Source organism: Mycobacterium sp. NGS67, assembly GCF_059812185.1.
The window spans coordinates 91,265-114,999 of the sequence record NZ_JCALCF010000011.1; the positions used below are offsets into that span (position 1 = coordinate 91,265).

General features: G+C 67.7%; 27 protein-coding genes and 1 pseudogene. 7 read left to right on the top strand and 21 right to left on the bottom strand.

Annotated elements, in window-relative coordinates; genetic code table 11:
- Positions 1-15 precede the first annotated feature (15 nt).
- Complete coding sequence (gene pyrH / locus AC5Y4D_RS12765) at positions 16-777, bottom strand: UMP kinase (RefSeq protein ID WP_499942150.1); 762 nt, start codon at positions 775-777, stop codon at positions 16-18.
- 267 nt (positions 778-1,044) lie between these two features.
- Here pyrH and mbp1 point away from each other — a divergent pair, with 267 nt between their 5' ends.
- Together mbp1 and AC5Y4D_RS12775 are read left to right on the top strand one after the other, a co-directional pair.
- Entirely contained in the window at positions 1,045-1,281 is a 237-nt protein-coding gene (gene mbp1 / locus AC5Y4D_RS12770) for a microaggregate-binding protein 1 (protein ID WP_499942148.1), read from the top strand.
- A 188-nt stretch (positions 1,282-1,469) separates the two neighbouring features.
- Entirely contained in the window at positions 1,470-2,219 is a 750-nt protein-coding gene (locus AC5Y4D_RS12775; RefSeq protein ID WP_500037322.1) for a winged helix-turn-helix domain-containing protein, read from the top strand.
- Positions 2,220-2,378: 159 nt separating this feature from the next.
- Here AC5Y4D_RS12775 and AC5Y4D_RS12780 read toward each other — a convergent pair whose 3' ends face one another.
- Complete coding sequence (locus AC5Y4D_RS12780) at positions 2,379-3,014, bottom strand: MPT63 family protein (RefSeq protein ID WP_500037323.1); 636 nt, start codon at positions 3,012-3,014, stop codon at positions 2,379-2,381.
- A gap of 366 nt (positions 3,015-3,380) precedes the next feature.
- Between AC5Y4D_RS12780 and AC5Y4D_RS12785 the strand changes: the two genes are divergently transcribed.
- Positions 3,381-3,800: a MarR family winged helix-turn-helix transcriptional regulator gene (locus AC5Y4D_RS12785; protein WP_499942143.1), complete on the top strand. Its 420-nt coding sequence runs from the start codon at positions 3,381-3,383 to the stop codon at positions 3,798-3,800.
- Here the strand turns inward: AC5Y4D_RS12785 and AC5Y4D_RS12790 are convergent.
- From AC5Y4D_RS12790 to rpsB, 3 genes are read right to left on the bottom strand one after another with little or no spacing between them, the layout of a single operon-like run.
- Entirely contained in the window at positions 3,797-5,200 is a 1,404-nt protein-coding gene (locus AC5Y4D_RS12790; protein WP_500037324.1) for an amidase, read from the bottom strand. The genes AC5Y4D_RS12785 and AC5Y4D_RS12790 overlap by 4 nt on opposite strands.
- Positions 5,201-5,210: 10 nt before the next feature.
- Positions 5,211-6,026, bottom strand: coding sequence for a translation elongation factor Ts (tsf, locus tag AC5Y4D_RS12795; protein WP_499942141.1), 816 nt, complete (start codon positions 6,024-6,026; stop codon positions 5,211-5,213).
- A gap of 13 nt (positions 6,027-6,039) precedes the next feature.
- Positions 6,040-6,861, bottom strand: a complete 822-nt coding sequence (gene rpsB, locus AC5Y4D_RS12800; RefSeq protein WP_499942140.1) for a 30S ribosomal protein S2 — start codon at positions 6,859-6,861, stop codon at positions 6,040-6,042.
- A 296-nt stretch (positions 6,862-7,157) separates the two neighbouring features.
- Here rpsB and AC5Y4D_RS12805 point away from each other — a divergent pair.
- Positions 7,158-7,655: pseudogene (locus AC5Y4D_RS12805) on the top strand (M23 family metallopeptidase); the annotation flags it as partial.
- A gap of 72 nt (positions 7,656-7,727) precedes the next feature.
- Here the strand turns inward: AC5Y4D_RS12805 and AC5Y4D_RS12810 are convergent.
- The 8 genes from AC5Y4D_RS12810 to AC5Y4D_RS12845 form a co-directional block, all read right to left on the bottom strand.
- Complete coding sequence (locus tag AC5Y4D_RS12810) at positions 7,728-8,624, bottom strand: tyrosine recombinase XerC (RefSeq protein ID WP_500037325.1); 897 nt, start codon at positions 8,622-8,624, stop codon at positions 7,728-7,730.
- 32 nt (positions 8,625-8,656) lie between these two features.
- Positions 8,657-9,817, bottom strand: a complete 1,161-nt coding sequence (locus AC5Y4D_RS12815; RefSeq protein ID WP_500037326.1) for a lactate 2-monooxygenase — start codon at positions 9,815-9,817, stop codon at positions 8,657-8,659.
- Positions 9,818-9,853: 36 nt separating this feature from the next.
- On the bottom strand, positions 9,854-10,702 hold the full coding sequence (locus AC5Y4D_RS12820) for a siderophore-interacting protein (RefSeq protein WP_499942135.1): 849 nt from the start codon (positions 10,700-10,702) through the stop codon (positions 9,854-9,856).
- Between the two features lie 48 nt (positions 10,703-10,750).
- Complete coding sequence (gene dprA, locus AC5Y4D_RS12825; RefSeq protein WP_500037361.1) at positions 10,751-11,890, bottom strand: DNA-processing protein DprA; 1,140 nt, start codon at positions 11,888-11,890, stop codon at positions 10,751-10,753.
- Positions 11,891-11,892: 2 nt separating this feature from the next.
- Positions 11,893-13,404, bottom strand: a complete 1,512-nt coding sequence (locus AC5Y4D_RS12830) for a YifB family Mg chelatase-like AAA ATPase (protein WP_499942133.1) — start codon at positions 13,402-13,404, stop codon at positions 11,893-11,895.
- Positions 13,404-13,772 (bottom strand): YraN family protein, encoded by a 369-nt coding sequence (locus AC5Y4D_RS12835; RefSeq protein WP_499942131.1) that lies wholly within the window; start codon positions 13,770-13,772, stop codon positions 13,404-13,406. Before AC5Y4D_RS12835 ends, AC5Y4D_RS12830 begins: the two co-directional genes overlap by 1 nt.
- 125 nt (positions 13,773-13,897) lie before the next feature.
- The gene (gene fdhD, locus AC5Y4D_RS12840; RefSeq protein WP_500037327.1) at positions 13,898-14,719 is read right to left on the bottom strand and encodes a formate dehydrogenase accessory sulfurtransferase FdhD; all 822 of its coding nucleotides are present in this window, start codon (positions 14,717-14,719) and stop codon (positions 13,898-13,900) included.
- Positions 14,720-14,762: 43 nt separating this feature from the next.
- Positions 14,763-15,737: an NAD-dependent epimerase/dehydratase family protein gene (locus tag AC5Y4D_RS12845; RefSeq protein ID WP_500037328.1), complete on the bottom strand. Its 975-nt coding sequence runs from the start codon at positions 15,735-15,737 to the stop codon at positions 14,763-14,765.
- Between the two features lie 122 nt (positions 15,738-15,859).
- On the opposite strand from AC5Y4D_RS12845, the gene AC5Y4D_RS12850 reads away from it, so the two are divergent.
- Positions 15,860-17,218, top strand: coding sequence for a WS/DGAT/MGAT family O-acyltransferase (locus AC5Y4D_RS12850; RefSeq protein ID WP_499942126.1), 1,359 nt, complete (start codon positions 15,860-15,862; stop codon positions 17,216-17,218).
- A 53-nt stretch (positions 17,219-17,271) separates the two neighbouring features.
- Positions 17,272-18,021, top strand: a complete 750-nt coding sequence (locus tag AC5Y4D_RS12855; protein ID WP_499942368.1) for a GAF and ANTAR domain-containing protein — start codon at positions 17,272-17,274, stop codon at positions 18,019-18,021.
- Here the strand turns inward: AC5Y4D_RS12855 and AC5Y4D_RS12860 are convergent, their stop codons facing one another.
- From AC5Y4D_RS12860 to rplS, 4 genes are all read right to left on the bottom strand, one after another.
- Positions 18,022-18,327: a DUF2469 domain-containing protein gene (locus AC5Y4D_RS12860; RefSeq protein WP_500037329.1), complete on the bottom strand. Its 306-nt coding sequence runs from the start codon at positions 18,325-18,327 to the stop codon at positions 18,022-18,024.
- Between the two features lie 4 nt (positions 18,328-18,331).
- Complete coding sequence (locus AC5Y4D_RS12865) at positions 18,332-19,066, bottom strand: ribonuclease HII (protein WP_499942124.1); 735 nt, start codon at positions 19,064-19,066, stop codon at positions 18,332-18,334.
- Positions 19,067-19,068: 2 nt separating this feature from the next.
- The gene (lepB, locus tag AC5Y4D_RS12870; protein WP_499942122.1) at positions 19,069-19,938 is read right to left on the bottom strand and encodes a signal peptidase I; all 870 of its coding nucleotides are present in this window, start codon (positions 19,936-19,938) and stop codon (positions 19,069-19,071) included.
- Between the two features lie 66 nt (positions 19,939-20,004).
- Complete coding sequence (gene rplS, locus AC5Y4D_RS12875; RefSeq protein WP_499942120.1) at positions 20,005-20,346, bottom strand: 50S ribosomal protein L19; 342 nt, start codon at positions 20,344-20,346, stop codon at positions 20,005-20,007.
- Between the two features lie 354 nt (positions 20,347-20,700).
- Between rplS and AC5Y4D_RS12880 the strand changes: the two genes are divergently transcribed.
- On the top strand, positions 20,701-21,657 hold the full coding sequence (locus AC5Y4D_RS12880) for a serine hydrolase (RefSeq protein WP_500037330.1): 957 nt from the start codon (positions 20,701-20,703) through the stop codon (positions 21,655-21,657).
- Positions 21,658-21,744: 87 nt separating this feature from the next.
- On the opposite strand, the gene trmD is transcribed toward AC5Y4D_RS12880, so the two are convergent.
- From trmD to rpsP, 4 genes are read right to left on the bottom strand one after another with little or no spacing between them, the layout of a single operon-like run.
- A complete protein-coding gene (gene trmD, locus AC5Y4D_RS12885; protein WP_500037331.1) occupies positions 21,745-22,431 on the bottom strand; it encodes a tRNA (guanosine(37)-N1)-methyltransferase TrmD in 687 nt (228 codons plus the stop codon).
- 16 nt (positions 22,432-22,447) lie between these two features.
- Positions 22,448-22,969: a ribosome maturation factor RimM gene (rimM, locus tag AC5Y4D_RS12890; protein ID WP_499942114.1), complete on the bottom strand. Its 522-nt coding sequence runs from the start codon at positions 22,967-22,969 to the stop codon at positions 22,448-22,450.
- Positions 22,970-22,974: 5 nt separating this feature from the next.
- The gene (locus AC5Y4D_RS12895) at positions 22,975-23,217 is read right to left on the bottom strand and encodes an RNA-binding protein (protein WP_036354608.1); all 243 of its coding nucleotides are present in this window, start codon (positions 23,215-23,217) and stop codon (positions 22,975-22,977) included.
- Between the two features lie 5 nt (positions 23,218-23,222).
- Positions 23,223-23,729 carry a 30S ribosomal protein S16 gene (gene rpsP, locus AC5Y4D_RS12900; protein ID WP_499942112.1) on the bottom strand — a complete coding sequence of 169 codons (507 nt, stop codon included), beginning with the start codon at positions 23,727-23,729 and terminating at the stop codon, positions 23,223-23,225.
- Positions 23,730-23,735: the final 6 nt, after the last annotated feature.

Sequence of the window (23,735 nt, forward strand, 5' to 3'; positions counted from 1 at the left end):
CGCTCCTCGGGCTCCTCAGGTGGTTACCAGCGTCCCGATCTTCTCACCAGCGACCGCCCGGGCGATATTGCCGTCGGTCAGCAGGTTGAACACCAGGATCGGCATGCCATTGTCCATACACAGGCTGAACGCGGTGGCATCGGCCACCCGCAAGCCGCGATCGATGACTTCGCGGTGACTGATCGCGGTGAGCAACTCGGCGTCCGGGTTCTCCCGCGGATCCTCGGCAAACACGCCGTCGACCGCTTTGGCCATCAACACCACGTCGGCACCGATCTCCAACGCCCGTTGCGCCGCGGTGGTGTCGGTGGAGAAGTACGGCAGGCCCATGCCGGCCCCGAAGATCACCACTCGCCCCTTTTCCAGGTGCCGTACCGCGCGCAGCGGAAGGTAGGGCTCGGCCACCTGGCCCATCGTGATCGCGGTCTGCACGCGCGTGGCGATGCCCTCTTTCTCCAGGAAGTCCTGCAGCGCCAGGCTGTTCATCACGGTGCCGAGCATGCCCATGTAGTCCGAGCGGGTCCGCTCCATGCCGCGCTGCTGTAACTGCGCGCCACGGAAGAAGTTGCCGCCGCCGATCACCACCGCGACCTGCACCCCGCCGCGCACCACTTCGGCGATCTGACGGGCCACCAGCGCGACCACGTCGGGATCAAGCCCGACCTGACCTCCGCCGAACATCTCCCCGCCTAGCTTCAGCAGCACGCGGGAGAACTTCGACGGCGAGCCGGCGACCGCGGCGGCCGGCATCCCGTTGGTCTCCCTGGGCTCTGTCATCGGTCTCCTCGCCTGAAACTGCCATCCCAGCAAACCTTTCGGGACGACCACTCTTATCCTGCCTCATCGCCGCGTTCCGCTGAGGGTCGGGTCCTCGAGTCCAATCCAGGTTTGGCCGTCCTTCGGTCTGGGAATCCGCTCTTCGCGACGGTGACATCACGGTCTGAGCACGACGGCCGCATCGTCCGGGGGCGGGCCGGTCCAATTCGATCGGTTCATCACACCTAGCACTCACCAATGCCATCGCGGCTGATCGAGGAGGAACTCATGGCGGACAGCAACTCGGGACCGGCTGAAGCGGTCAAGGGTGTCGTCGAGGACGTCAAGGGCAAGGCCAAAGAAGCGATCGGGACCGTGACGGGTCGTGGCGACCTGATCAACGAGGGTGAAGCGCAGCAGGACAAGGCAGAAGCGCAGCGCGACGCCGCCAAGAAAGAAGCGCAGGCCGAGGCCGCGCGCAGTGCCGCCGAGGTCGCCGAACAGCGTCAGAAGGCGCAACAGTAGAACTTGTTGGAAGGATGGGCCCGGTCTGTGTAACGGACCGGGCCCATCGAACATCTGCGGGTGTTCGCCGCCGGCGGCGTAACAAAATTGGAATAATCGCTCACCGAATGGGGTAATCAGCGCTGCGCTCGGGGTGGAGGTCTCCACGAGGACGCGGCAATGGGTCGGGGTACGCAGGCACCACCCTCATGAGGTTTGGAGATGCGGAGTTGGATGTTCTGCTGCTCAGCGACGAGAGCGATTTCGAATCCGCGCTGGAGCTGGCACCTTTCGCCTTGACAGTGCGCAGCGCGCCCTTGACCGGCTTGGACAATGGGGCGCTGGACGGCGCCGACGTCGCGGTCATCGATGCTCGTACCGACTTGGTGGCAGCTCGCGCCGCCTGTCGCCGCCTGACAGCCAACCTGCCCGCGCTGGCCGTGGTTGCCGTGGTCGCGCCCGCGGACTTCGTGGCACTGGACGTCGACTGGAACTTCGACGATGTGCTGCTCGCCGCGGCCGGGCCCGACGAACTGCAGGCGCGATTGCGATTGGCCATCACGCGTCGGCGCAACGCCGTGGGCGGCACGCTGCAATTCGGTGACCTCGTGTTGCATCCGTCCAGCTACACCGTTTCGTTGCGGGGCGCGGACCTGGGTCTGACACTGACCGAGTTCAAATTGCTGTATTTCCTCGTACAGCACGCCGGGCGGGCGTTCAGCCGGACCCGACTGATGCACGAAGTGTGGGGGTATGAGAGCAACGGGCGGGTCCGCACCGTCGATGTGCACGTGCGCCGCCTGCGGGCCAAGCTCGGCCCGGAGCATGAGTCGGTGGTCGACACCGTCCGCGGAGTCGGGTACATGGCAATGACCCCGCCGCAGCCGCGCTGGATCGTGGGCGAGCCGGTGCTGAACCCCGCATCGGCATCGGGCGCCCCGGATCCCGTCGCGCGCTGAGGTATCCATCCGAACGACGGGCCTCCGCCCGAACGGCGGGCTTCCGGTTCGAACGGCGGGCCTTCGGCCTCCGCAAGATCCCCCAACGGGAAATCCTCCCCGCGCCATGGCGGCGGCGCGGGGAGGATCAACCTGGCTAACTAGGCTGCGTTAGGCCGGTCAGTTGGTTGCCGGGGCACTCGGGTTCGGCACCGCGTCGGGGGCCGGAGCCGAGTTCGGGCCGGGAACCGCGTTCGGCGCGGGCACCGAGTTGGGGCCGGGCACCGAGTTGGGCGCAGGCGCCGGGTTCGGCAAGGCATTGGGCGCCGGGGCGCCTGCCTGGCTACCCTCCCAGACCAACACATCCTGCACGCCGTCGTTGTAGACCACCCGGGTCGGGGCGGGACCGGTCACGTCGAAGTAGATCTTTCCGCTGGCCATCCCGCCCTGAGTGATCGGCGCAGGACTCAAGCCTTCAGGAGTCATCTTCGTGGTGATCACCCGGTAATTCTGACCCTCGGCACGGGCGTTGAAGTTGGACACCACGGGCGTGATCACACCGCTGTTGGCGCGAACCTGGACATCGGCCTGCCAGAGCTGACCCTTGGGGGTGTAGCCCGGGATGGTGATATTGGCGGGCTGCAGGTTGCTGACCGTGTAGTCGGTGCTCAAGGGGCCGTCGACCAGCGTCTCTGGCGTCCCCAGACCCTCGACGATGGTGGGCGCAGCGGAAGCCGCCGCGGCCCCGAACAAGCTCACCGCCGCGATACCGGCGGCACCGATGGCCGTCTTTGCAGTGGTAGTGCGGAACTTCACGTCAATCCTCTCATTCGATCTCATTCGGAGCAGTCAGCTTTGCGCGTTCAATTGCCAACCGCACGTAACCGCCCAATTACCCAACGCGCACATACTCAAACAGTGACACCGCGTCGAATCCCGTTGTGCAGCCTCATTACCAGCGAAAACAGCGGCAATTTGAGATGGGCCACAATACGTTTCGTGCCACAACTTTCACATTTTCACCATGACGTTTTCGCACCTCGGTTGACAATCGTCGAATAGGACGGCGGCACAATCGGGCTCGGTCGCCAGGCAATGCCACTGGGGGCAAATGCGTTATCGGAGTTATTAATGACGCGCCGTCGGTACCGTCCGGCGCGGACATATGTCAATATGCTTGATATGACCCGCACCGAGGACGCGCCGCTGGGCTACCTGCTGTATCGGGTGGCGTCGGTGCTGCGGCCCGAAGCGTCGGCCGCACTCGCACCACTGGGGCTCACGTTGCCCGAATTCGTCTGTCTGCGAATACTTTCCACATCACCGGGGTCGTCCAGCGCCGAACTGGCGCGGCATGCCAGCGTCACCCCGCAGGCGATGAACACCGTGCTGCACAAACTCGAAGATATCGGCGCCGTTGCCCGGCCGGCGTCGGTGTCGTCCGGGCGCGCATTGCCGGCCTCGCTGACCACCAAGGGCCGCGGTCTGCTCAAGCGCGCCGAGTCCGTGGTGCGCGCCGCCGACGCCCGCATCCTGGCCAAACTGACCGAGACTCAGCAACGTGAGTTCAAGCGGATGTTGGAGAAGCTCGGCTCCGACTAGTCGGCGTGGATCCGCGCGAACGGCGCGGCCTCTTCGAGTTCATAGGCGAGTTCCAGCAGTCGCGCTTCCTGCCCGGTCGCCGCGGACAGCATCATGCCCACCGGCAGACCCGATGCGGATCTGCCCAGCGGCAGCGAGATCGCCGGATCTCCGGACACGTTCTGCAACGGCGTGAACGCGACCCACTCGGACAGCCGATCGATGACCTGCTGGTACTCCGTGGGTGCCAGATACCCGACCTGCGGCGTCGCGTCGGCGAGAGTCGGGGTGAGCAGGGCGTCGTAAGTGGCGAAGAACTCCGCGCTGCGCCGCGGCAACCGGCGCAGCCGGGCGATCGCCAGTGGGAGCCGGTGCAGATTGCTCTTGGCGTGGCGATAGAGACCCAGCGTCAGCGCGTCCAGTCGAGTGCGGTCGAAGGTGTCACCGAACGCACGCCGGCCAACGCTCACCTGGCCCAGCGACAGCAGTCCCCAATACAGCACGAAATCGTCGAGGAAGCTGGTCGGAACCCAGGAGCTGTCGACGTGTTCGACATGGTGCCCCAACTCTTCCAGCAAGCCAGCCGATTTCAGCGTCAGATCCCGGACTTCCGGGCTGGATTCACGCTGAATCGATTGCGTCGCAACGGCGATCTTCAAGCGGCGTTTGCCGGGGCCGGTCACGTCACCGATGGGTGGCAGCTTCGGGTTGCGGAAGACGCGCTCGACCTCGCGATAACAGGCTGCCGTGTCACGCACCGTGCGGGTCACGACACCGTTGGCGACGATGCCCACCGGCATGCGACGGTACTGCGGATCCAACGGCATCCGTCCGCGCGACGGCTTCAACCCGACCAACCCGGTGCACGCCGCCGGGATGCGGATCGAACCGCCCCCGTCGTTGGCATGGGCGATCGGCACCACGCCGGCCGCGACGAACGCACCCGACCCCGACGACGACGCGCCCGCGGTGTAATCGGTGTTCCACGGGTTACGGACCGGGCCCAACCGCGGGTGCTCGGCGGCGGCGCTGAAACCGAACTCAGAGAGCTGAGTCTTGCCCAGCGCTATCAGTCCGGTGTCCAGCAGCACCCGGCTGACCTGGCTGTCGGCCTTGGCCGGGCGGGGTTCCCACGCATCGGTGCCGTACATCGACGGCATCCCTGCGACGTCGACGTTGTCCTTGATCAACGTCGGCACGCCGGCAAAGAAGCCGGTGCAGTCCCGCGCGGCGGCGGCGCGAGCGCCGTCGAATGCCGCGTACGCCAAACCGTTGAGGCTGGGGTCGACGGCTTCCGCGCGGGCGATCGCCGCCTCGATGACCTCGGTCCGGCTCAGCCGACCGGAGCGGAGGGCCTCGGCAACACCGATCGCGTCGAGGTCACCCAGGGCGTCGTCGCCGAATGCATGTACGCGCGGCATCGGACCGGCGCTAGGCCTGACCCACCTCGAAGCGCACGAACCGGGTCACGGTGACGCCGGCCTCGTCGAGCAGCGCCTTGACGGTCTTCTTGTTGTCGGACACCGACGGCTGCTCGAGCAGCACGGCGTCCTTGAAGAAGCCGTTCAGCCGGCCCTCGACGATCTTGGGCAGCGCCTGCTCGGGCTTGCCTTCGGTCTTCGCGGTCTCCTCGGCGATACGTCGCTCGCTGGCCACCACGTCTTCCGGGACGTCGTCGCGGGACAGGTAACGGGCCTTGAGCGCCGCGATCTGCAGCGCCACCGCGTGTGCCGCCTCGGCGCCGTCACCGGTGTACTCGACCAGCACCCCCACCGCGGGCGGTAGGTCCGCGGCGCGCTTGTGCAGGTAGGTCTCGACGGTGCCGTCGAAGTTGGCCACCCGGCGCAGCTCCAGCTTTTCGCCGATCTTGGCCGACAGCGCCGCGATCGCCTCCTCGACCGTCTGGCCGCCGGCGTCGGCCGCTTTGAGCGCGTCGACGTCGGTCGCCTTCGCCGACACCGCCGCCTCGACGATCTTGTTGGCCAACTGCTGGAACTCGTCGTTCTTCGCGACGAAGTCGGTTTCGGAGTTCAGCTCGATGAGCGCGCCGTCCTTGGCGGCGACCAGGCCCTCGGCCGTCGCGCGCTCGGCACGCTTACCGACGTCCTTGGCGCCCTTGATGCGCAGCGCCTCCACGGCCTTGTCGAAGTCGCCGTCCGTCTCGACCAGGGCGTTCTTGCAGTCGAGCATGCCGGCACCGGTCAGCTCCCGAAGTCGCTTGACGTCGGCAGCGGTGTAGTTCGCCAATGCTCAGCCTTTCCTAGGATGCATCTGTGGTTGATTCGGTGGCGCCGGTGTCAGCGGTGGCCGCGGCACCGGCGAGGAGTTCCTGCTCCCACTCGGGCAACGGCTCGGCGGCCTCGGCCTCCGGCTTGCCGTCGCCGCGTCCCACGCCGGCGCGGGCCTGCAGGCCCTCGGCCACGGCCGAGGCGATCACCTTGGTCAGCAGGGCGGCCGAGCGGATCGCGTCGTCGTTGCCCGGGATCGGGTAGTCGACCTCGTCGGGATCGCAGTTGGTGTCCAGGATCGCGATGACCGGGATACCCAGCTTGCGGGCCTCGCCGACGGCGATGTGCTCCTTGTTGGTGTCGACGACCCAGATGGCCGAGGGCACCTTGGCCATGTCCCGGATACCGCCCAGCGACCGCTCCAGCTTGTTCTTCTCGCGGGTCAGACCCAGGATTTCCTTCTTGGTGCGGCCCTCGAAGCCACCGGTCTGCTCCATCGCCTCGAGTTCCTTGAGGCGCTGCAGCCGCTTGTGCACGGTGGAGAAGTTGGTGAGCATGCCGCCCAGCCAGCGCTGGTTCACATACGGCATGCCGACGCGGGTCGCTTCGGCCGCGACCGACTCCTGCGCCTGCTTCTTGGTGCCGACGAACAGCACCGTCCCGCCGTGAGCGACGGTTTCCTTGACGAACTCGTACGCCTTGTCGATGAAGGTCAGCGTCTGCTGCAGGTCGATGATGTAGATGCCATTGCGGTCGGTGAAGATGAACCGCTTCATCTTGGGGTTCCAGCGCCGGGTCTGATGCCCGAAGTGGGTGCCGCTGTCGAGCAGCTGCTTCATGGTTACGACGGCCATGCTGATGCCTTACTTGTGTCGGTTGTTGCCCGGCATCGGGTGACGCCAAGCCCTGGCGCCTGCTGCGATGCCGTACCCGCTTCCAAGAGAACTCGGCTGCGGGACCGCTCGGCATGCTGTCGCGGATCCCTGAACCACTGGGTCGCTGTGCAGACGCGCGAAGTCAGCCCGCTTGTCACGAGCTGCGTCGAGAAGTTTACACCGACTCGGCACCTGCTTTTTCCCAGCTGCGCCCGTCGTCCACAGGCCCGTCCCGGCGACTGGCCCCCAGGTCCGGTTCCGGATGCACTGAGCAGGTGCGATGGCTGGCGGTGGCGCTGTTACTGGGTTGGGTGCTGGTCAATGCGCCGCCTGCAGACGCCGACAGCGGGCGGCTTCGGTGGCCGTTGCGTCCGGCGCCGACGGTCCTGCGGGGTTTCGACGCGCCGTCACCGAACTGGCTGTCCGGCCACCGCGGGGTGGACCTCGGCGGCGCGCCGGGACAGCCGGTGTACGCCGCGGGCGATGCGACGGTGGTGTTCGCAGATGTGTTGGCGGGTCGGCCGGTGGTGTCGTTGGCTCATCCGGGCGGTTTGCACACCAGCTACGAGCCGGTCCGTGCCGCGGTGCGGGCGGGTCAGTCGGTGGCCTCGGGCGCGGTGATCGGTGAGTTGATCGCCGGGCACGCAGGTTGTCCCGCCGCGGCATGCCTGCACTGGGGCGCGATGTGGGGCCCGGCGTCGCGGGCCGACTACGTCGACCCGCTGGGCCTGCTGGCGTCGACGCCGATCCGGCTCAAGCCGCTGGCACCCCCGGCGAGCAGACGCAAAAGCCCCCTATTTCGGCACGAAATAGGGGCTTTTGCGTCTGTTCGCGCCGAGGAACCGTTAGGCGCGGGGGTGGGCCTGGTCGTGCACCGCACGCAATCGGGACACCGCGACATGGGTGTAGAGCTGGGTGGTGGCCAGGCTGGAGTGGCCGAGCAGTTCCTGCACCACGCGCAGGTCGGCCCCGCCTTCCAGCAGATGGGTGGCCGCGCTGTGCCGCAGCCCGTGCGGACCCATGTCGGGCGCGCCGTCCACCGCGGCGACGGTCTGGTGCACCACCGTGCGCGCCTGCCGCACGTCGAGACGCCGGCCGCGAGCACCGAGCAGCAGCGCCGGCCCGGACTCGACGGTAGTCAGCGCCGGTCGCCCTTCGGTCAACCAGGCCCGCAGCGCCTCGGCGGCCGGTTGCCCGAACGGCGCGCTGCGTTGCTTGTTGCCCTTACCCAGAACCCGCACGAGGCGGTGCGTGATGTCGACGTCGTCGACGTCCAGCCCGCACAGCTCGCTGACCCGGATCCCGGTGGCGTACAGCAGCTCGACGATCAGACGGTCCCGCAACGCGAGCGGATCACCTTGCTGCGCACCGGATTTAGCGGCCGTCATGGCCGCCAGCGCCTGGTCCTGACGCAACACCGCGGGCAGGGTGCGATGAGCTTTGGGGACCTGCAGCCGCACCGCCGGATCGTCCGCGATGAGCCCCCGCCGCAGCGCCCAGGCGGTGAAGGCCTTGACCGACGAGGTGCGCCGGGCCAGCGTGGTGCGGGCCGCACCGGCACCCGCCGCGGTGGCCAGCCATGACCGCAGCACCGGCAGGCGCAGCGATTGCAGTGACGAGCCCCGCTGCGTCAGAAAGTCCAGCAACGACCGGATGTCGCCCAGATAGGCCCGGCGGGTGTGCGCCGACCGACCGCACTGCAGCTCCAGGTACTCGTCGAACTCCTCGAGGATCGCCTGCACTCCCCCACGCTCGCAGAGCCCCGCGCGGTGTTTCAGCCGACGCGCCGCAGCGTGTCCGGGGTGAGATCTTGCAACGAGGGATAGCCGTCGACCGCCATGGTCAGATCGGCTTCGGCCAGCAGCGACCGCAACACGTGCACGACGCCGTCGACACCTCCCAACGCCAGGCCGTAGGCGTACGGGCGCCCGACACCGACGGCGGTCGCGCCCAGAGCGAGTGCCTTGACGATGTCCGCGCCGCTGCGGATACCGGAGTCGAACAGCACCGGCAGCCCGTCGGCCGCTTCGACGACGCCGGGCAGACAGTCCAGCGCCGGCAGCCCGCCGTTGGCTTGCCGTCCGCCGTGGGTCGAGCAGTAGATGCCGTCGACTCCGCCGTCCTTGGCGCGGCGCGCGTCGGCGGGATGGCAGATGCCTTTGATGATCAGCGGCAGGTCGGTCAGCGAACGCAGCCAGGGTAGGTCGTCCCAGGTCAGAGGGTTGCCGAACAGGGACGCCCAGCGCAGCACGGTACCTTGCGGGTCTTCTTCGGGTGGACGCTGCAGGCTGGCACGAAAGACCGGATCGCTGGTGTAGTTGCTCAGGCAGTGTCCGCGTAATTGCGGGAAGTTCGCGGTGCTCAGGTCGCGTGGGCGCCAGCCGGGGATCCAGGTGTCCAGGGTGACGATGATGGCTTTGAAGCCGGCGGCCTCGGCGCGCTGCACCAGGCTGGCGGCCAGTTCCCGGTCCTTGGGCGTGTAGAGCTGGAAGAAGCCGGGGGTGTCGCCGAACTGGGCGGCGACGTCCTCCATCGGGTCTGCGGTCAACGTGGACACGACCATCGGAACCCCGGTGCGGGCCGCCGCGCGGGCTGTCGCGATGTCGCCGTGGCCGTCCTGGGCGCACAGTCCGATGACGCCGATCGGAGCCATGAACAGCGGCGACGGCAACTTCAAGCCGAACATCTCCACCGACAGGTCGCGCTCGGTGGCGCCGACGAACATGCGCGGCATCAGCCCCCAACGATCGAAGGCTTCGCGGTTGGCCCGCTGGGTGCGCTCGTCGCCGGCGCCCCCGACGACGTAGGACCACACCGAGGGCGGCATGGCCATCTCGGCCCGCGCTTCCAACTCGGCGTAGGCCATGGGCAGCGCGGGCGCTACGCCGGCCAGGCCCTGGAAATAGATCTCGAGCTGATAGTCACCGAATGCCATGACGTAGAGGATGCCAGTGGCAAGGTGGCGGCAGGACTACTGATCCGCGGCCTCCGCCTCGGCGAGTTCCTTCTTCCACTGCCGGAACGACTCTTCGGTGCGACCGCGCCGCCAGTAACCGGATATCGACGCCCACTGGGCTTCGACACCGCGTTCCTTGCGGATGTAGGGGCGCAGGTTGTGCATGACGGCCTGCGCTTCGCCGTGGATGAAGACGTGCACCTGACCGGGCAACCAGGGCGTCGTGGTCACCGCCTCGATCAGCGGCGCGTGGTCGCCGGCGCGGTCTTCGGGAACCAGGTCGGCGCGGCCGCCGCGCACGATCCAGGACACGTCGACCCCTTCGGGGTGGGTCAGCTCGATCTCGTCGTCGGGGAAGGCGACCTCGATGAACGCCTTGCCCACCGCCGTTTCGGGCAGGGCTTCCAGCGCCGCCGCGATGGCCGGCAGCGCGGATTCGTCGCCGGCCAGCAGGTGCCAGTCGGCGGTCGGGTCGGGCGTGTAGGCGCCACCGGGCCCCATCAGATAGATCCGCTGACCGGGTTCGGCGGTCGCGGCCCATTGCCCGGCGACCCCGTGTTCGCCGTGTACCGCGATGTCGACGGTGATCTGCTGGGCTTGTTCGTCGACACGACGGACGGTGATGGTGCGCACCGGGGGCCGCTGCTCGGGGGGCAGGTCGGAGAAACTGTCCTGCGTCAGAGGCTGCGGCAACTCGTCCACGTCGATGTTGTCGGCGACGAAAACCAATTTGACGTAAGAGTCGGTGAACTTGCTGGGCACGAAGGTCTCGAAATTACTGCTACCCAGCACCAACCTGACCATGTGCGGGGTGAGGTCCTCGGTGCTGACTACTTCGAATGCCTGCAAAGGCCGACCTGCCACTGTTGCTCCTGTTCTGACCTGAGGGCACCGAACCCGACCCTCATTCGACTATACGAGTCGCGTTTTGCTGCGCGCCCGACGCACGAGGCGCCACTGTCCGTCGTCGGGCTCGACGAGTCCGGCCACCTCAAGCAACGCCAGCGGCCCCAGCACCTGTTCGGGGACCAGCCCGGCCGCGACGGCAATCTGGTCTACCGTTGCGCAACCACGGCCGGGCAGCGCGTCGTGGACCCGGCGCTCGGTCTCGCTCAGCCCGTCCAGCGGGGTCTCAGGTCGCGGCTCATCGAGCGCCAACTCACCGATGCGACCAACCAGTTCGACGACGTCGTCGGCGCGGGTGACCAACTCGGCGCCGTTGCGCAGCAACGCATGACATCCCGCGGATGCCGACGACGTGACCGGGCCGGGCACCGCGGCCAGCACCCGGCCCAGCGCACGTGCCCAGGCCGCGGTGTTGGCGGCACCGCTTCGGAGACCGGCTTCCACCACGACCGTCGCGCCGGCGACGGCGGCGACGAGCCGGTTGCGGGTGAGAAACCGGTGCCGGGCCGGCCGGACACCCGGCGGGTATTCGGTGACCAGCAGGCCGTGCCGACCGATGCGGTGCAGCAACCCGGAGTGTCCCGCCGGATAGGGCACGTCGATTCCGCCGGCCAGCACGGCCACGGTGACACCCTCGGCCGCCAGCGCCGCCCGGTGCGCCGCGCCGTCAATGCCGAACGCGCCACCGGAGACGACCGCGACGTCCCGTTCGACCAGACCCGCCGCCAGGTCGGCCGCCATGTGTTCGCCGTAGCTGGTGGCGGCGCGGGTGCCGACGATGGCCGCGCAACGTTGGGACACCTCGTCCAGCACCGCGGGTCCCAGCGCCCACAAGACCAGCGGCGGCCCGCCCCGAGATCTGAGGGAGGCGCTGGCGAATGCGGCGAACGACAGCACCGGCCACTCGTCATCGTCCGGGGTGATCAGCCGGCCGCCGCGGCGCCCGATGAGATCCAAATCGTCTGCGGCTCGGTCGATTTCACGTCTGGCTTCGGTCTGTCGGGCCAGCGCGCCGTCGACCAGGCCCCGCCGAATGCGTTCGGCTGCCTCCTGCGGGCCCACGCATCGCACCAGGGCGGCGAGTTCAGCGCACGGCGGTTCGGCCACCCGCGACAGGTAGGCCCAGGCCCGCGCCTGTGCATCCATGCTCATCGCGCGGCTCCGAACTGCCGAAAGCTCAGTGCCGCAGCCACTTCCGCTAACCCTGGTGACGTCTGCCCGGCGAGGTCGCCAAGCGTCCACGCGACCCGCAGCGTGCGGTCCACGCCGCGGATGCTGAGCATCCCCTGCCGCAGTGCTTTGTGCAGTGGCGCCATCGCGGCACCCCCGAGCCTGAATTCCCGGCGCAGCAGCGCGCCGCTGACTTCGGCGTTGGTGCTGTAGCCGTGCGGCTTCCAGCGGTGGGCCGCGGCCTCCCGGGCCTGCGCTACCCGGCGGCGGACCTGTGCTGTCGACTCTCCGTCGGCCTCCGAGAACGCCCCGGCACGTACCACGTGCATCTGCACCCGCAGGTCCACCCGGTCCAGCAGCGGGCCGGACAGTTTGCTCAGGTAGCGTCGTTTGACCAGGCCGGGGCAGATGCAGTCCTGCGGATCGGCCGGAGCGCAGGGACACAGATTGGCCGCCATCACCAGTTGGAACCGGGCGGGGTAGCACGCCACGCCGTCGCGACGGGCAAGCCGGATCTCGCCGTCTTCCAACGGCGTTCGCAACGCGTCCAACGTCCTGGCGCCGATTTCGGCGCACTCGTCGAGAAACAACACCCCGCGGTGCGCCCGGCTGACCGCGCCCGGACGCGCCAGCCCACTACCCCCGCCGACGAGGGCCGCCACGCTGGAGGTGTGATGCGGCGCGACAAATGGTGGCCGGGTGATCAGGGGCATGTCCCCGGACAGCAGGCCCGCCACGGAGTGGACGGCGGTGACCTCGAGTGCCTCGTCATGGGTCAGTGGCGGCAGCAGTCCCGGAAGGCGTTGCGCCAGCATCGTTTTACCCACTCCGGGCGGGCCGGTCATCATCAGGTGGTGGGCACCGGCGGCCGCCACTTCGACGGCGAAACGGGCCTGCGACTGACCGACGACGTCGGCCAGATCTGCCGTCGGCTCGTCGACGACGGGTGCTGCGGGCACCGGCTCGTCCAGCCTCCCGGACCCGTCCAGCCAGCTCTGCAGGTGCCTGAGCGTGCGCACACCGCGGACGTCGATGCCGTCGACCAGGTTGGCCTCGGCGAGGTTGGCGCTCGGAACGACGACGGTCGGCCAGCCGTCCCGCTTGGCGGCCAGCACAGCCGGCAGCACCCCGCGGACCGGTCGCACCCGGCCGTCCAGAGACAACTCCCCCAGCAGCACTGTCTTTTCCAGCCGATGCCACCGCTTCTTGCGCTGGGCCGACAACACCGCCGACGCCAACGCGATGTCGTAGACGGACCCCATCTTGGGCAACGTCGCCGGGGACAACGCCAGGATCAGGCGGGCCATCGGCCACTCGTTGCCGCAGTTGGTGACCGCGGCGCGCACCCGATCGCGCGACTCCTGCAACGCCGCGTCGGGCAGACCCACCAGGTGCACCCCCGGCAGTCCCGAGCTGATGTCGGCCTCGATCTCCACGATGTGCCCGTCCAACCCCTGCACCCCGACCGAGAACGCGTGTCCCAGCGCCATCACCCCACCCCCTTGAGGTGAGTCAGCTCCGGGACGCGGCAACGGCCGATACGCACACCGACGACGTCGATGCGGATCGCGGCCCATCTTTCGTGCTGGCCGGCCAGCCACAACCCGGCCAACCGGCGCAGCCGGCGCACCTTCTGCCCGGTCACCGCCTGCGCCACTCCGCCGTAGCCGTCGCCGGTGCGCGTCTTGACCTCGACGAACACCACTGTGCGGGCGGCCACGTCGCACGCGATCACGTCAAGCTCGCCATATCGGCAACGCCAGTTGCGGTCCAGGATCCGCAAGCCCAGGCCGATCAGATGGTCTACCGCCAGTTGCTCACCCAGCGCGCCGAGCTGGGTTCGAGTCATCGTCGTCATGACGCTGAATGTGCCCGCTCGCCCCGACACATTGGGGGTGACGGACGCGTAGCGGCCGGCGCAACGACCCTGTTATCCCCAGTTGAGCATTCATCCACAGCCCGAATCCCGCCGGACCATGGCTTCTAGACGACCCGCTCCGCCCGGGTGTAGACGTTCATCGAATCCTCCCGCAGGAACGCCACCAGCGTGACCCCGGACTCCTCGGCCAGCGAAACCGCCAGTGACGACGGCGCCGAAACGGCAGCCAGCACCGGGATCCCGGCCATCAGCGCCTTCTGCGTCAACTCGAACGACGCCCGCCCGCTGACCAGCAGCACCGACGCCGACAGCGGGATCCGGTCGTGCTCCAGCGCCCAACCGATCACCTTGTCCACGGCGTTGTGTCGGCCGATGTCCTCCCGCGCGACCAACATCGTCCCGTCGACCCCGAACAGCGCGGCGGCGTGCAGCCCCCCGGTGGACGCGAAAACCGTTTGGGCGCCCCGCAATTGGTGCGGCATCCGGGTCAAGGTGGCGGTGCTGACGGTGGCGGGATCGTCCCCGGGCGCGTAACGACTGATCGCGCGCACCGCCTCCAGCGACGCTTTGCCACAGACCCCGCACGAGGACGTGGTGTAGAAGTTGCGGGTCACATCCAGATCCGGAAGCTCGACGCCGGATGCCAGCGTCACGTCGAGCACGTTGTAGTCGTTCACGCCGTCGGTGTCGCGCCCGGCGCAGTATCGGATCGTCCGCACGTCCGCCCGCTCGGCGATGATCCCCTCGGTCAGCAGAAAGCCTTGTGCCAGTTCGACATCCGAGCCAGGCGTGCGCATAGTCACGGTGACCGGCGTCCCGTCGAGGCGGATTTCCAGCGGCTCTTCGACGGCCAGGATCTCCTGGCGGGTGCTCACTTGATCGGCGACCAGATGTCTCACGCGCCGACGCGCGGTTACGTGCCCCACTGCGTCTTTTCGCCTGTCACCGGCTCAACGTACCTTGGCCACGTCAGACCGCGGCGGCCAGCGACTCCAACGCCTCCGCCGAGGTGTGCGTCGGGCGCCAACCGAGCTGACGTCTGGCCCGGCTGGTATCCATCACCACCGATGTCCGCGCGACGTGCAGCCACTCCAGCAGAGAGGGGACGAACGGCAAACGCGAAATCGTCGTCGACGCCACCGATGCCGCAGCGGCCGGAACCCGGATCGGGCGGGCCCCGAGGGCCTTGGCCACCTGACTGACGGTGACGACCCCGTTTCCGGCGATGTTGTATGCACCCGGCGGGGCCGGTGACGTAGCCGCCAGCGCGATCGCCGACGCGACGTCGTCGTGATGCACCAACTGCAGCGGAAATCCGGGGTCGGGGACCACCGGCTTGAGCAACGGCACCATCCTGGACACCGCACGCACCGGCGCCGGCAACTTCGTCAACGGCCCTGCCAGCGCGGGCGCTTCGGGACCGACGACGATGCACGGCCGCAGCACGAACACCTCCAAGGACGACCCTTCGGTGATCTCGGCCAGCGCCGCCTCGCACGCGGCCTTCTGGTCTGAGTAATAGTGCTCGGCAGAACCGCGCGCCGGGACATCCTCGGTCAACGGCACCGGGTTGTCGGAGTGGTACCCGTAGGCTGCGACCGACGAGGTGTACACCAGGCGCCGGGGACGCTTCGCCCCGACCGTGGCTTCGAATACGTTGCGGGTGCCGCGCAGGTTGACCCGTTCGCTCTCCTCACGCGAGCCCATGATGACGAAGGCCAGATGGACGACCACGTCGGCGTCGGCGACCAACGCCTCGACCGCGTCGCGGTCCAGGATGTCTCCCTGCCGGTACGTCGTCTTCGCCCAGCTGTGAACGCGCGGATCGAACGGCCGCCGCGCCATTCCGAGGATCTTGTCCACGGCGGGTTCGCGCTCCAGCGCGGTGACGGCCGAGATGCCGATTTCCCCGGTCGGCCCGGTGACGGCGACGGTTAAGCCCACCTGCAACGGCCCTCTTCTGCGCCGGTCAAACGCCCGGAGGCGATAAGTCACCGAATGTGTGCAATTCGCAACACCTGGCTATTCATAGCGGGTTCATGTCATCTGGCAGCGAAAGAGGAGCCATGAAGCTGATCGCACCGACCGATTCGATGTTCCTGGTTGGCGAGTCACGCGAACACCCGATGCACGTCGGTGCTCTGCAGCTCTTCAAGCCGCCGGAGGGAGCCGATGACGACTTTGTGACCGAGGCGTACGAGTCGATGCTGGCCTGCACCGACATCCAGCCCACCTTCCGCAAGCATCCGGCTTTCGCCGGCCCGCTCACCAATCTCGCTTGGGCGATCGACCAGGACGTCGAACTCGATTACCACTTCCGCCGCTCCGCCCTCCCTCGGCCCGGCCGGGTCCGCGAGTTGCTGGAACTGTGCTCGCGCTTGCACGGCAGTCTGCTCGACCGCCACCGCCCCTTATGGGAGGCGCATCTGGTCGAGGGCCTCAACGACGGGCGCTACGCGGTCTACACGAAGTTCCACCATTCGCTGATGGACGGCGTGTCCGCGCTGCGGATGATGCAGCGCGCGTTCACCGACGACCCGGGCGACGACGAAGTCCGGGTGCCCTGGGAGCTCAAACCGCGCCACAAGCCGGACAGCGACGGCGGATCCTCGCCGCTGCAGAAGCTGACCGGCGCGATCGGCTCGACCGCGGCTTTGGCGCCGTCGACGCTGTCCCTGGCGCGCGCGGCGTTGCTCGAACAACAACTGACGTTTCCGTTCCGGGCGCCCAAGACCATGTTCAACGTCAGGATCGGCGGCGCTCGGCGCATTGCCGCCCAGTCGTGGTCGCTGGAGCGGCTCTTCGCGGTCAAGGACGCCGCCAACGCCACCTTCAACGACGTGGTGTTGGCGATGTCCGCGGGTGCGCTGCGGAGCTATCTGCTCGAACAGGACGCGCTTCCCGATGCGCCGCTGATCGCGATGGTCCCGGTGAGCCTGCGCAAGGAATCCGACGCCGAAGGCAGCGGGAACGCGGTGGGCACCGTGTTGTGCAACCTGAACACCGACCTCGAGGACGCGGGCAAACGCTTCGAAGGGATCAGTTCCTCGATGCGCGAGCAGAAGCAGCTGTTCATGGAGCTTCCCCAGGTCCAACAGCTCGCTCTGTCGGCGTTTCTGACCGGAGGACTCTTCCTCGGACTGATTCCGGGATTCATCCGCACCGCCCCACCGCCGTTCAATATTGTGATATCCAACGTGCCGGGGTCGAAGGATTCGTTGTACTGGCGCGGTGCGCAGCTGGTCGGCAACTACCCGTTGTCGATCACCCTGGACGGCCAGGCCATGAACATCACCGTGACCAACAACGGCGAGAATCTTGATTTTGGTCTGGTGGGCGCCAGGGGCAGCGTGCCGCATCTGCAACGCATGCTGAGTCACCTGGAGACGTCACTGAAAGATCTCGAACGTGCCGTAGGTGTGTGACCCGCATGACGACTCCGATAGCCTACGGCCGTCCCAGCGCTTCGAAGGACGGTATGGACGTGGCAGACGAATCGAGGGCCGACAGCTCGGCACCCGGCGCGTTGACGGCTGATCCCGCCACCGTGTTCGCCGCCCTGGCCGAGATCATCTACCAGGGTTCGGATGCGAAGCAGATGTATGCGGCCATCTGCGTGGCGGCCACCTTGATCGTGCCGGGATGTGATCACGCCAGCATGCTGATGAAGCGCGACGACCAGTACGTGACGGTCGGGGCGAGCAGTCGTCTCGCCCACCACATCGACGACCTGGAACGACGTGCCGGTGACGGCCCCTGTATCGACGCGATCGAGGAGGAGACGCCGCAGATCGAACCCGATCTGGCCACGCCGACCTTGTGGCCGGCACTCGCGGCCCGTCTGGTCGCCGAGACGCCGGTGCGCGGTGCGATGGGATTTCGGCTGCTGATCGACAAGCGCAAGGTGGCGGCGCTCAACCTGTTCAGCGAAACACCCAACCTGTTCGACTCCGAATCGGCGGGACGGGCCGCGGTGCTGGCCTCGTTCGCCAGCGTGGCCATCAACGCGGTCGCACAAGGCGAAGACGCCTCGAGCCTGCGCCGGGGCCTGCTGAGCAACCGGGAGATCGGCAAGGCGGTCGGCATGCTGATGATGCTGCACGAGATGAACGAGGATCAGGCGTTCGACCTGTTGCGACGGCACTCGCAGGGACTGAACATCAAGCTCGCCGACGTCGCGCGCAGGGTCATCGATGCCCGCGGTCAGCTGCCGCCGGGGCAGGACTGACTACTCCGGCAGCCGCAGTTCGGGCTTTTCGACCTCTTCGATGTTGACGTCTTTGAACGTCACCACCCGCACCTGTTTGACGAACCGGGCCGGCCGGTACATGTCCCAGACCCACGCGTCGGCCAGGCGTAGCTCGAAGTACACCTCGCCGTCGGCGTTGCGCGGCGCCATCTCGACACTGTTGGCCAGATAGAAGCGCCGCTCGGTTTCCACGACGTAGCTGAACTGACCGACGATGTCCTTGTATTCGCGGTAAAGCGAGAGCTCCATCTCGGTTTCGTACTTTTCGAGATCTTCTGCACTCATCTGTTCAGACGTCCTTTTCCCGCAACTCTTGCCCCATCTTTGCGCACTCGTAAACGGCGCCCTCGCCCGGACCGCCGGAGCCGAGCACGGTCGCGACCCGCCGCACGTTGATGAACGAACGGCGGTGCTCGGGACACGGCCCGAGGCGGCTCAACGCGCGACTGTGCGCGGGCGTGCTGTAGCCCTTGTGCTCGGCGAAGCCGTAGCCGGGATGATCGGCGTCCATCGCGACCATCAACCGATCCCGGCTGACCTTGGCCAGCACACTGGCCGCGGCGATGCAGGCCGCCGCCGCGTCGCCGCCGACCACCGGCAGCGACGGCACCGCCAACCCGGGCACCCGGAAACCGTCGCTCAGCACATAACCCGGCCGCACCGACAACCCCGCGACCGCGCGCCGCATGCCCTCGATGTTGGCCACGTGCACCCCGCGGCGGTCGACCTCGGTCGAGGGAATGAACACCACGTGATAGGCGAGGGCATACCGACGGATCAACGGGAACAGCTTCTCCCGCGCCTTCTCTGTCAGCTTCTTCGAATCGTCAAGAGCGGCAAGGCTTTCCAGGCGGTTCGGACCCAGCACGCAGGCCGCCACGACGAGCGGGCCGGCGCAGGCACCACGCCCTACCTCGTCCACCCCGGCAACCGGACCCAGACCGCTGCGGTGCAGCGCGGATTCCAGGGTGCGCAATCCTGACGATTTGCGGATCACCGTCCGTGGCGGCCAAGTCGTGGCCATGGCTACTGACCTTGCTGAGGGTTCACCGAACCCACGCCACCCCACCGCTGCGGCGGCCACACGATGAACCTGGCCTTGCCGATGACATTGTCGACCGGCACTGTTCCCGCCGTCGGGTCGCCCGTGCACTGCATCGGACAGTGCGCCCGCGAGTCCGCCGAGTGGGTCCGGTTGTCACCCATCACCCAGAGCCGTCCCGGCGGCACCGTGACCGGCCCGAATTCGCTGCCCAGGCACCGGTACGCCTGCTGGTACGGCGAGATCATCATCGTGTTGGCGTCCAGATACGGCTCCTTGAGCGGCTTGCCGTTGACGGTCAGGCCGGTGTCTTCGTGGCACTGAACGGTCTGTCCGCCGACCGCGATCACCCGCTTGACCAAATCGTTCTCGTCGGGCGGCACGAAGCCGATGAAGGACAGCGCATTCTGCACCCAGCGCACCAGGGTGTTGTGCGAGCGGATCGACTTGTATCCGATGTTCCACGACGGCGGACCCTTGAAGACGATCACGTCGCCGGGTTTCGGCTCGCCGAAGCGGTAGCTGAGTTTGTCGACCATGATGCGGTCGCCGACGCACGTGGAGCAGCCGTGCAGGGTCGGTTCCATCGACTCCGACGGGATCAGGTACGGACGCGCGACGAACGTCAGCATGACGTAGTAAAGGGTGAGCGCGATGACGGCCAGTGTGGCGAGTTCCCGCAGCGTCGAGCGCTTCGGCTTGGCTTCGCCTTCCTCGGAATCGGAGGCGACGACCTCGTCGTCGTCCGGCGTTTCGGCTTCGCTGGTGACGCGCGGCTGCGACTCCGGCGGCGCAGCGTCAGGCCGGCGCTCGGAATGCGAGTCCTCCGAAGGAGATCCCTCAGTGTCAGTCACGAGATCAGCGTAGCCAGCACCGTGCGGGCGGCTGCGGACGCCGGGACCCAACCGGGGCGTGCGCGGTCAGCGCTTCTCCTTGATCTTGGCCTTCTTGCCGCGCAGCTCACGCAGGTAGTACAACTTGGCCCGACGGACGTCGCCGCGGGTCACCACCTCGATGTGGTCGATGTTGGGCGAATGCACCGGGAAGGTGCGTTCGACGCCGACGCCGTAGCTCTCCTTGCGCACCGTGAACGTCTCGCGGATGCCGCCACCGGAGCGGCGGATCACCACGCCCTTGAACACCTGGATACGTTCCTTGGCGCCCTCGATGACCTTGACGTGCACGTTGATGGTGTCGCCGGGGTGGAAGGCGGGGATGTCGTCGCGCAGCGACGCCTGGTCGACGAAGTCCAGCCTGTTCATGGGAGAGACACTTCCTCGGGGTCGCGGCCTGGGTTAGACCATCCGCACGCGGACGTGCGGCGGTCACCAAGCCGATGGTTTTCGGGCTTCTTAGTCGCGTCTCGCGGCAGGCGGTAGGCACGCGCCTTCCGACGGCCACCGGAGACAACCGCCCAATTGTGCCAGATGGTGCGCATGCAGTGAAAATCACAGGAAACTGTAGTGGTTCGCGCCCGCGCCGAAGCGCCTGCAAATGGTACATATGACTGGGGTTCTAACCGCGCCGAATCAATACCTGGACGAGATCGCAAACCTCGGCTTCACGACGCGGCAGCCCGGCCACACAGACGCCCACGGGACGCCAGGAGGAGCGCCATGCGAGCCCGTCCGCTGACCATGCTGACCGCCGCGGCGGCAGCGGCGTTGGTGGTGGTGGCCGGGTGCGAGGCGACCGTGCACGCCAATGCGTTCAACTCCGCCGCGCCGTCGGTGTCCGAGCAGCACCCCCAACCGCAACCGCAGTTGGTGGAGTTGCTGCTGCGGGCCATCACACCGACCGGGACGCCGCTGGCGTTGCCGAACCTCGTCGGACCCAGCGGACTGACCGGGGTGCAGGCGCGCGTGCAGCAGGCCACCGCTCAGGCCGCGGTCAGCGGTGCGACGCTTTCGGTGGCCATCCTCGACCGAGTCACGCATCAGTCGGTCTCCAACGGCAACGACCAGATCATCGCCACCGCGTCAGTGGCGAAACTGTTCATCGCCGACGAGTTGCTGCTGCGGGAGTCCGAGGGCCGTGCGGTGCTGTCCCCCGACGACCACCGTGCGCTGGACGTGATGCTGCAGTCGTCCGATGACGATGCGGCCGAGCGGTTCTGGGGCCAGGACGGCGGCGATGCCATCGTCACCACGGTCGCCAACCGCTACGGGCTGACCTCGACCACTCCGCCCAGCGACGGACGGTGGTGGAACACCATCAGCTCGGCCAACGACCTGATCCACTACTACGAGGGGCTGCTGGACGGTTCGGGCGGGCTGCCGTCGGACCGCTCCCGGCTCATCCTCAACAATCTGGCCCGGTCCACCCCCACTGGCATCGACGGCTACCCGCAGCGATTCGGGATACCGGACGGCTTGTATGCCGAGCCCGTCGCGGTCAAGCAAGGTTGGATGTGCTGCATCGGCGCCGATTGGATGCATCTGTCCACCGGGGTGATCGGAGCGGACCGCCGCTACATCATGGTGATCGAGTCGCTGCAGCCCTCCGACGACGCCACCGCCCGCGACACGATCACCCAGGCCGTCAAGACGATCTTCCCCAACGGCCGCATCTAACCTTTGTTGCGCGAGCAGACGCAGAATCGCATTCAGATCGCCCGTTTCGTGCGATTCTCTGTCTGCTCGCGGCGCGAAGGGGCGGGCTCACTCCAGGAGTTCCGGACGGCGCTCGCGGGTGCGTTGCAGCGACACCTCCCGCCGCCAGGCGGCGATGCGGGCATGGTCCCCGGAGAGCAGAATCTGCGGAACGTCCAGTCCACGCCAGCTCGGCGGGCGGGTGTAGCTCGGCCCCTCCAACAACCCGTCCAGCGCCGACGAATGCGAATCATGTTGATGCGACGCCGGATTGCCCAGCACTCCGGTCAGCAACCGCAGCACGGCCTCGATCATCACCAGTGCCGCCGACTCGCCGCCGGGCAGCACGTAATCGCCGATCGACACCTCTTCGACGCGCATCCGGCGGGCTGAGTCCTGCACCACGCGCTGGTCGATTCCCTCGTATCGGCCGCAGGCGAACACCAGATGACCCTCGGTGCTCCAGCGCTGCGCGGTGGGCTGATCGAACAGTCTCCCGGCGGGGGTGGGAACCACCAATAGCGTTTCCGCCGAACAGATTTCGTCCAGCGCATCGCCCCATACCGGCGCTCGCATGACCATCCCGGGGCCGCCGCCGTAGGGCGCATCGTCCACCGAGTGGTGCACGTCATGGGTCCAGCGCCGCAGGTCGTGCACCCGCAAATCCACCAGTCCAGACGCGATTGCCTTGCCGGGCAACGATTCCCGCAGCGGGTCCAGATAGGCCGGGAAGATCGTGACTATATCGATTCTCACGTCGACACGTGCCCTGTCAGCCGAGATCCAGCAGACCGTCGGGCGGCTCGATCTCCAGGGTGCCGTCCTGCAGCGACACCGAGGTGACGATCGCGCTGACGAACGGCACCAGTACCTCACCGGAATCGCCCTTGACGGCCAACAACTCGGCGCCCGCGGTGTGCAGCACCTCGGCGACGACGCCGACCTCGCGCCCGGCCGTCGTCGTCACCCGCAGACCCTCCAGCTGATGGTCGTAATAGGTGTCCGGCTCGTCGATCGGGGGCAGTTCGTCGGAGTCGATGACGAACAGGCTGCCTCGCAACGCATCGGCGCCGTCCCGGTCGGTGACGCCGGCCAACCGCACCAGCAACCGGGCACCGTGCGGGCGCGCACCCTCGACGACATAGCTGCGCGTAGGAGCAGCATCGCGCGGTTTCTTGGCGCGCAACCTGCTGCCCGGTGCGAACCGGGTGTCGGGATCGTCGGTGCGAACGTCGACCACGACCTCGCCGGTGATCCCGTGGGCCTTGGCCACGCGCCCGACGATCAGCTCCACGGGTGCTACTGGTCGGTGTCCACCACGTCGACGCGGATGCCGCGGCCACCGATTCCGGCGACCAGCGTGCGCAGCGCGGTGGCGGTGCGTCCTCCACGACCGATCACCTTGCCCAGGTCGTCGGGGTGGACGTGGACCTCTACGGTGCGTCCCCGACGGCTGGTGACCAGGTCGACCCGCACGTCGTCAGGGTTGTCGACGATGCCGCGGACCAGGTGCTCGACGGCGTCGACCACGACGGTGCTCACCGGGCTCAGCTCTCGGTGGCGGGCTCGGCCGGCACGGACTGCTCGCCCTGCTCGGACTCGGCGGTGGCGGCCGCCTTCTCCGCGCCGGTCTCGGCGGCCTCGTCACCCTTGGCGGCCTTCTTGGGCGCGGACTTCTTCTTCGGCTTGGTGGCCTCGGTGGTGGGCCCGCCGTCAGCCTCGGCCAGCGCGGCGTTGAACAGCTCGAGCTTGCTGGGCTTGGCGGGCTTGACCTTCAGCCGGCCCTCGGCGCCGGGCAGGCCTTTGAACTTCTGCCAGTCACCGGTGATCTTGAGCAGCTTGAGGACGGGCTCGGTGGGCTGGGCGCCCACGGACAGCCAGTACTGCGCGCGCTCGGAGTCGATCTCGATCAGGCTCGGCTCTTCTTTGGGGTGGTAGCGGCCGATGACCTCGATGGAGCGGCCGTCGCGGCGGGTGCGCGCATCGGCGACGGCCACGCGGTACTGGGGGTTGCGGATCTTGCCAAGCCGGGTGAGCTTGATCTTGACAGCCATGACTGA

Bases quoted from the DNA above. Each gene is read 5' to 3' on its own strand.
- pyrH (WP_499942150.1), bottom strand. From the start codon at position 777: ATGACAGAGCCCAGGGAGACCAACGGGATGCCGGCCGCCGCGGTCGCC.
- mbp1 (WP_499942148.1), top strand. From the start codon at position 1,045: ATGGCGGACAGCAACTCGGGACCGGCTGAAGCGGTCAAGGGTGTCGTC.
- AC5Y4D_RS12775 (WP_500037322.1), top strand. From the start codon at position 1,470: ATGAGGTTTGGAGATGCGGAGTTGGATGTTCTGCTGCTCAGCGACGAG.
- AC5Y4D_RS12785 (WP_499942143.1), top strand. From the start codon at position 3,381: ATGACCCGCACCGAGGACGCGCCGCTGGGCTACCTGCTGTATCGGGTG.
- AC5Y4D_RS12790 (WP_500037324.1), bottom strand. From the start codon at position 5,200: ATGCCGCGCGTACATGCATTCGGCGACGACGCCCTGGGTGACCTCGAC.
- rpsB (WP_499942140.1), bottom strand. From the start codon at position 6,861: ATGGCCGTCGTAACCATGAAGCAGCTGCTCGACAGCGGCACCCACTTC.
- AC5Y4D_RS12815 (WP_500037326.1), bottom strand. From the start codon at position 9,817: ATGGCATTCGGTGACTATCAGCTCGAGATCTATTTCCAGGGCCTGGCC.
- dprA (WP_500037361.1), bottom strand. From the start codon at position 11,890: ATGGATGCACAGGCGCGGGCCTGGGCCTACCTGTCGCGGGTGGCCGAA.
- AC5Y4D_RS12830 (WP_499942133.1), bottom strand. From the start codon at position 13,404: ATGGCGCTGGGACACGCGTTCTCGGTCGGGGTGCAGGGGTTGGACGGG.
- AC5Y4D_RS12835 (WP_499942131.1), bottom strand. From the start codon at position 13,772: ATGACGACGATGACTCGAACCCAGCTCGGCGCGCTGGGTGAGCAACTG.
- AC5Y4D_RS12850 (WP_499942126.1), top strand. From the start codon at position 15,860: ATGAAGCTGATCGCACCGACCGATTCGATGTTCCTGGTTGGCGAGTCA.
- AC5Y4D_RS12855 (WP_499942368.1), top strand. From the start codon at position 17,272: ATGGACGTGGCAGACGAATCGAGGGCCGACAGCTCGGCACCCGGCGCG.
- AC5Y4D_RS12860 (WP_500037329.1), bottom strand. From the start codon at position 18,327: ATGAGTGCAGAAGATCTCGAAAAGTACGAAACCGAGATGGAGCTCTCG.
- AC5Y4D_RS12865 (WP_499942124.1), bottom strand. From the start codon at position 19,066: ATGGCCACGACTTGGCCGCCACGGACGGTGATCCGCAAATCGTCAGGA.
- rplS (WP_499942120.1), bottom strand. From the start codon at position 20,346: ATGAACAGGCTGGACTTCGTCGACCAGGCGTCGCTGCGCGACGACATC.
- AC5Y4D_RS12880 (WP_500037330.1), top strand. From the start codon at position 20,701: ATGCGAGCCCGTCCGCTGACCATGCTGACCGCCGCGGCGGCAGCGGCG.
- rpsP (WP_499942112.1), bottom strand. From the start codon at position 23,729: ATGGCTGTCAAGATCAAGCTCACCCGGCTTGGCAAGATCCGCAACCCC.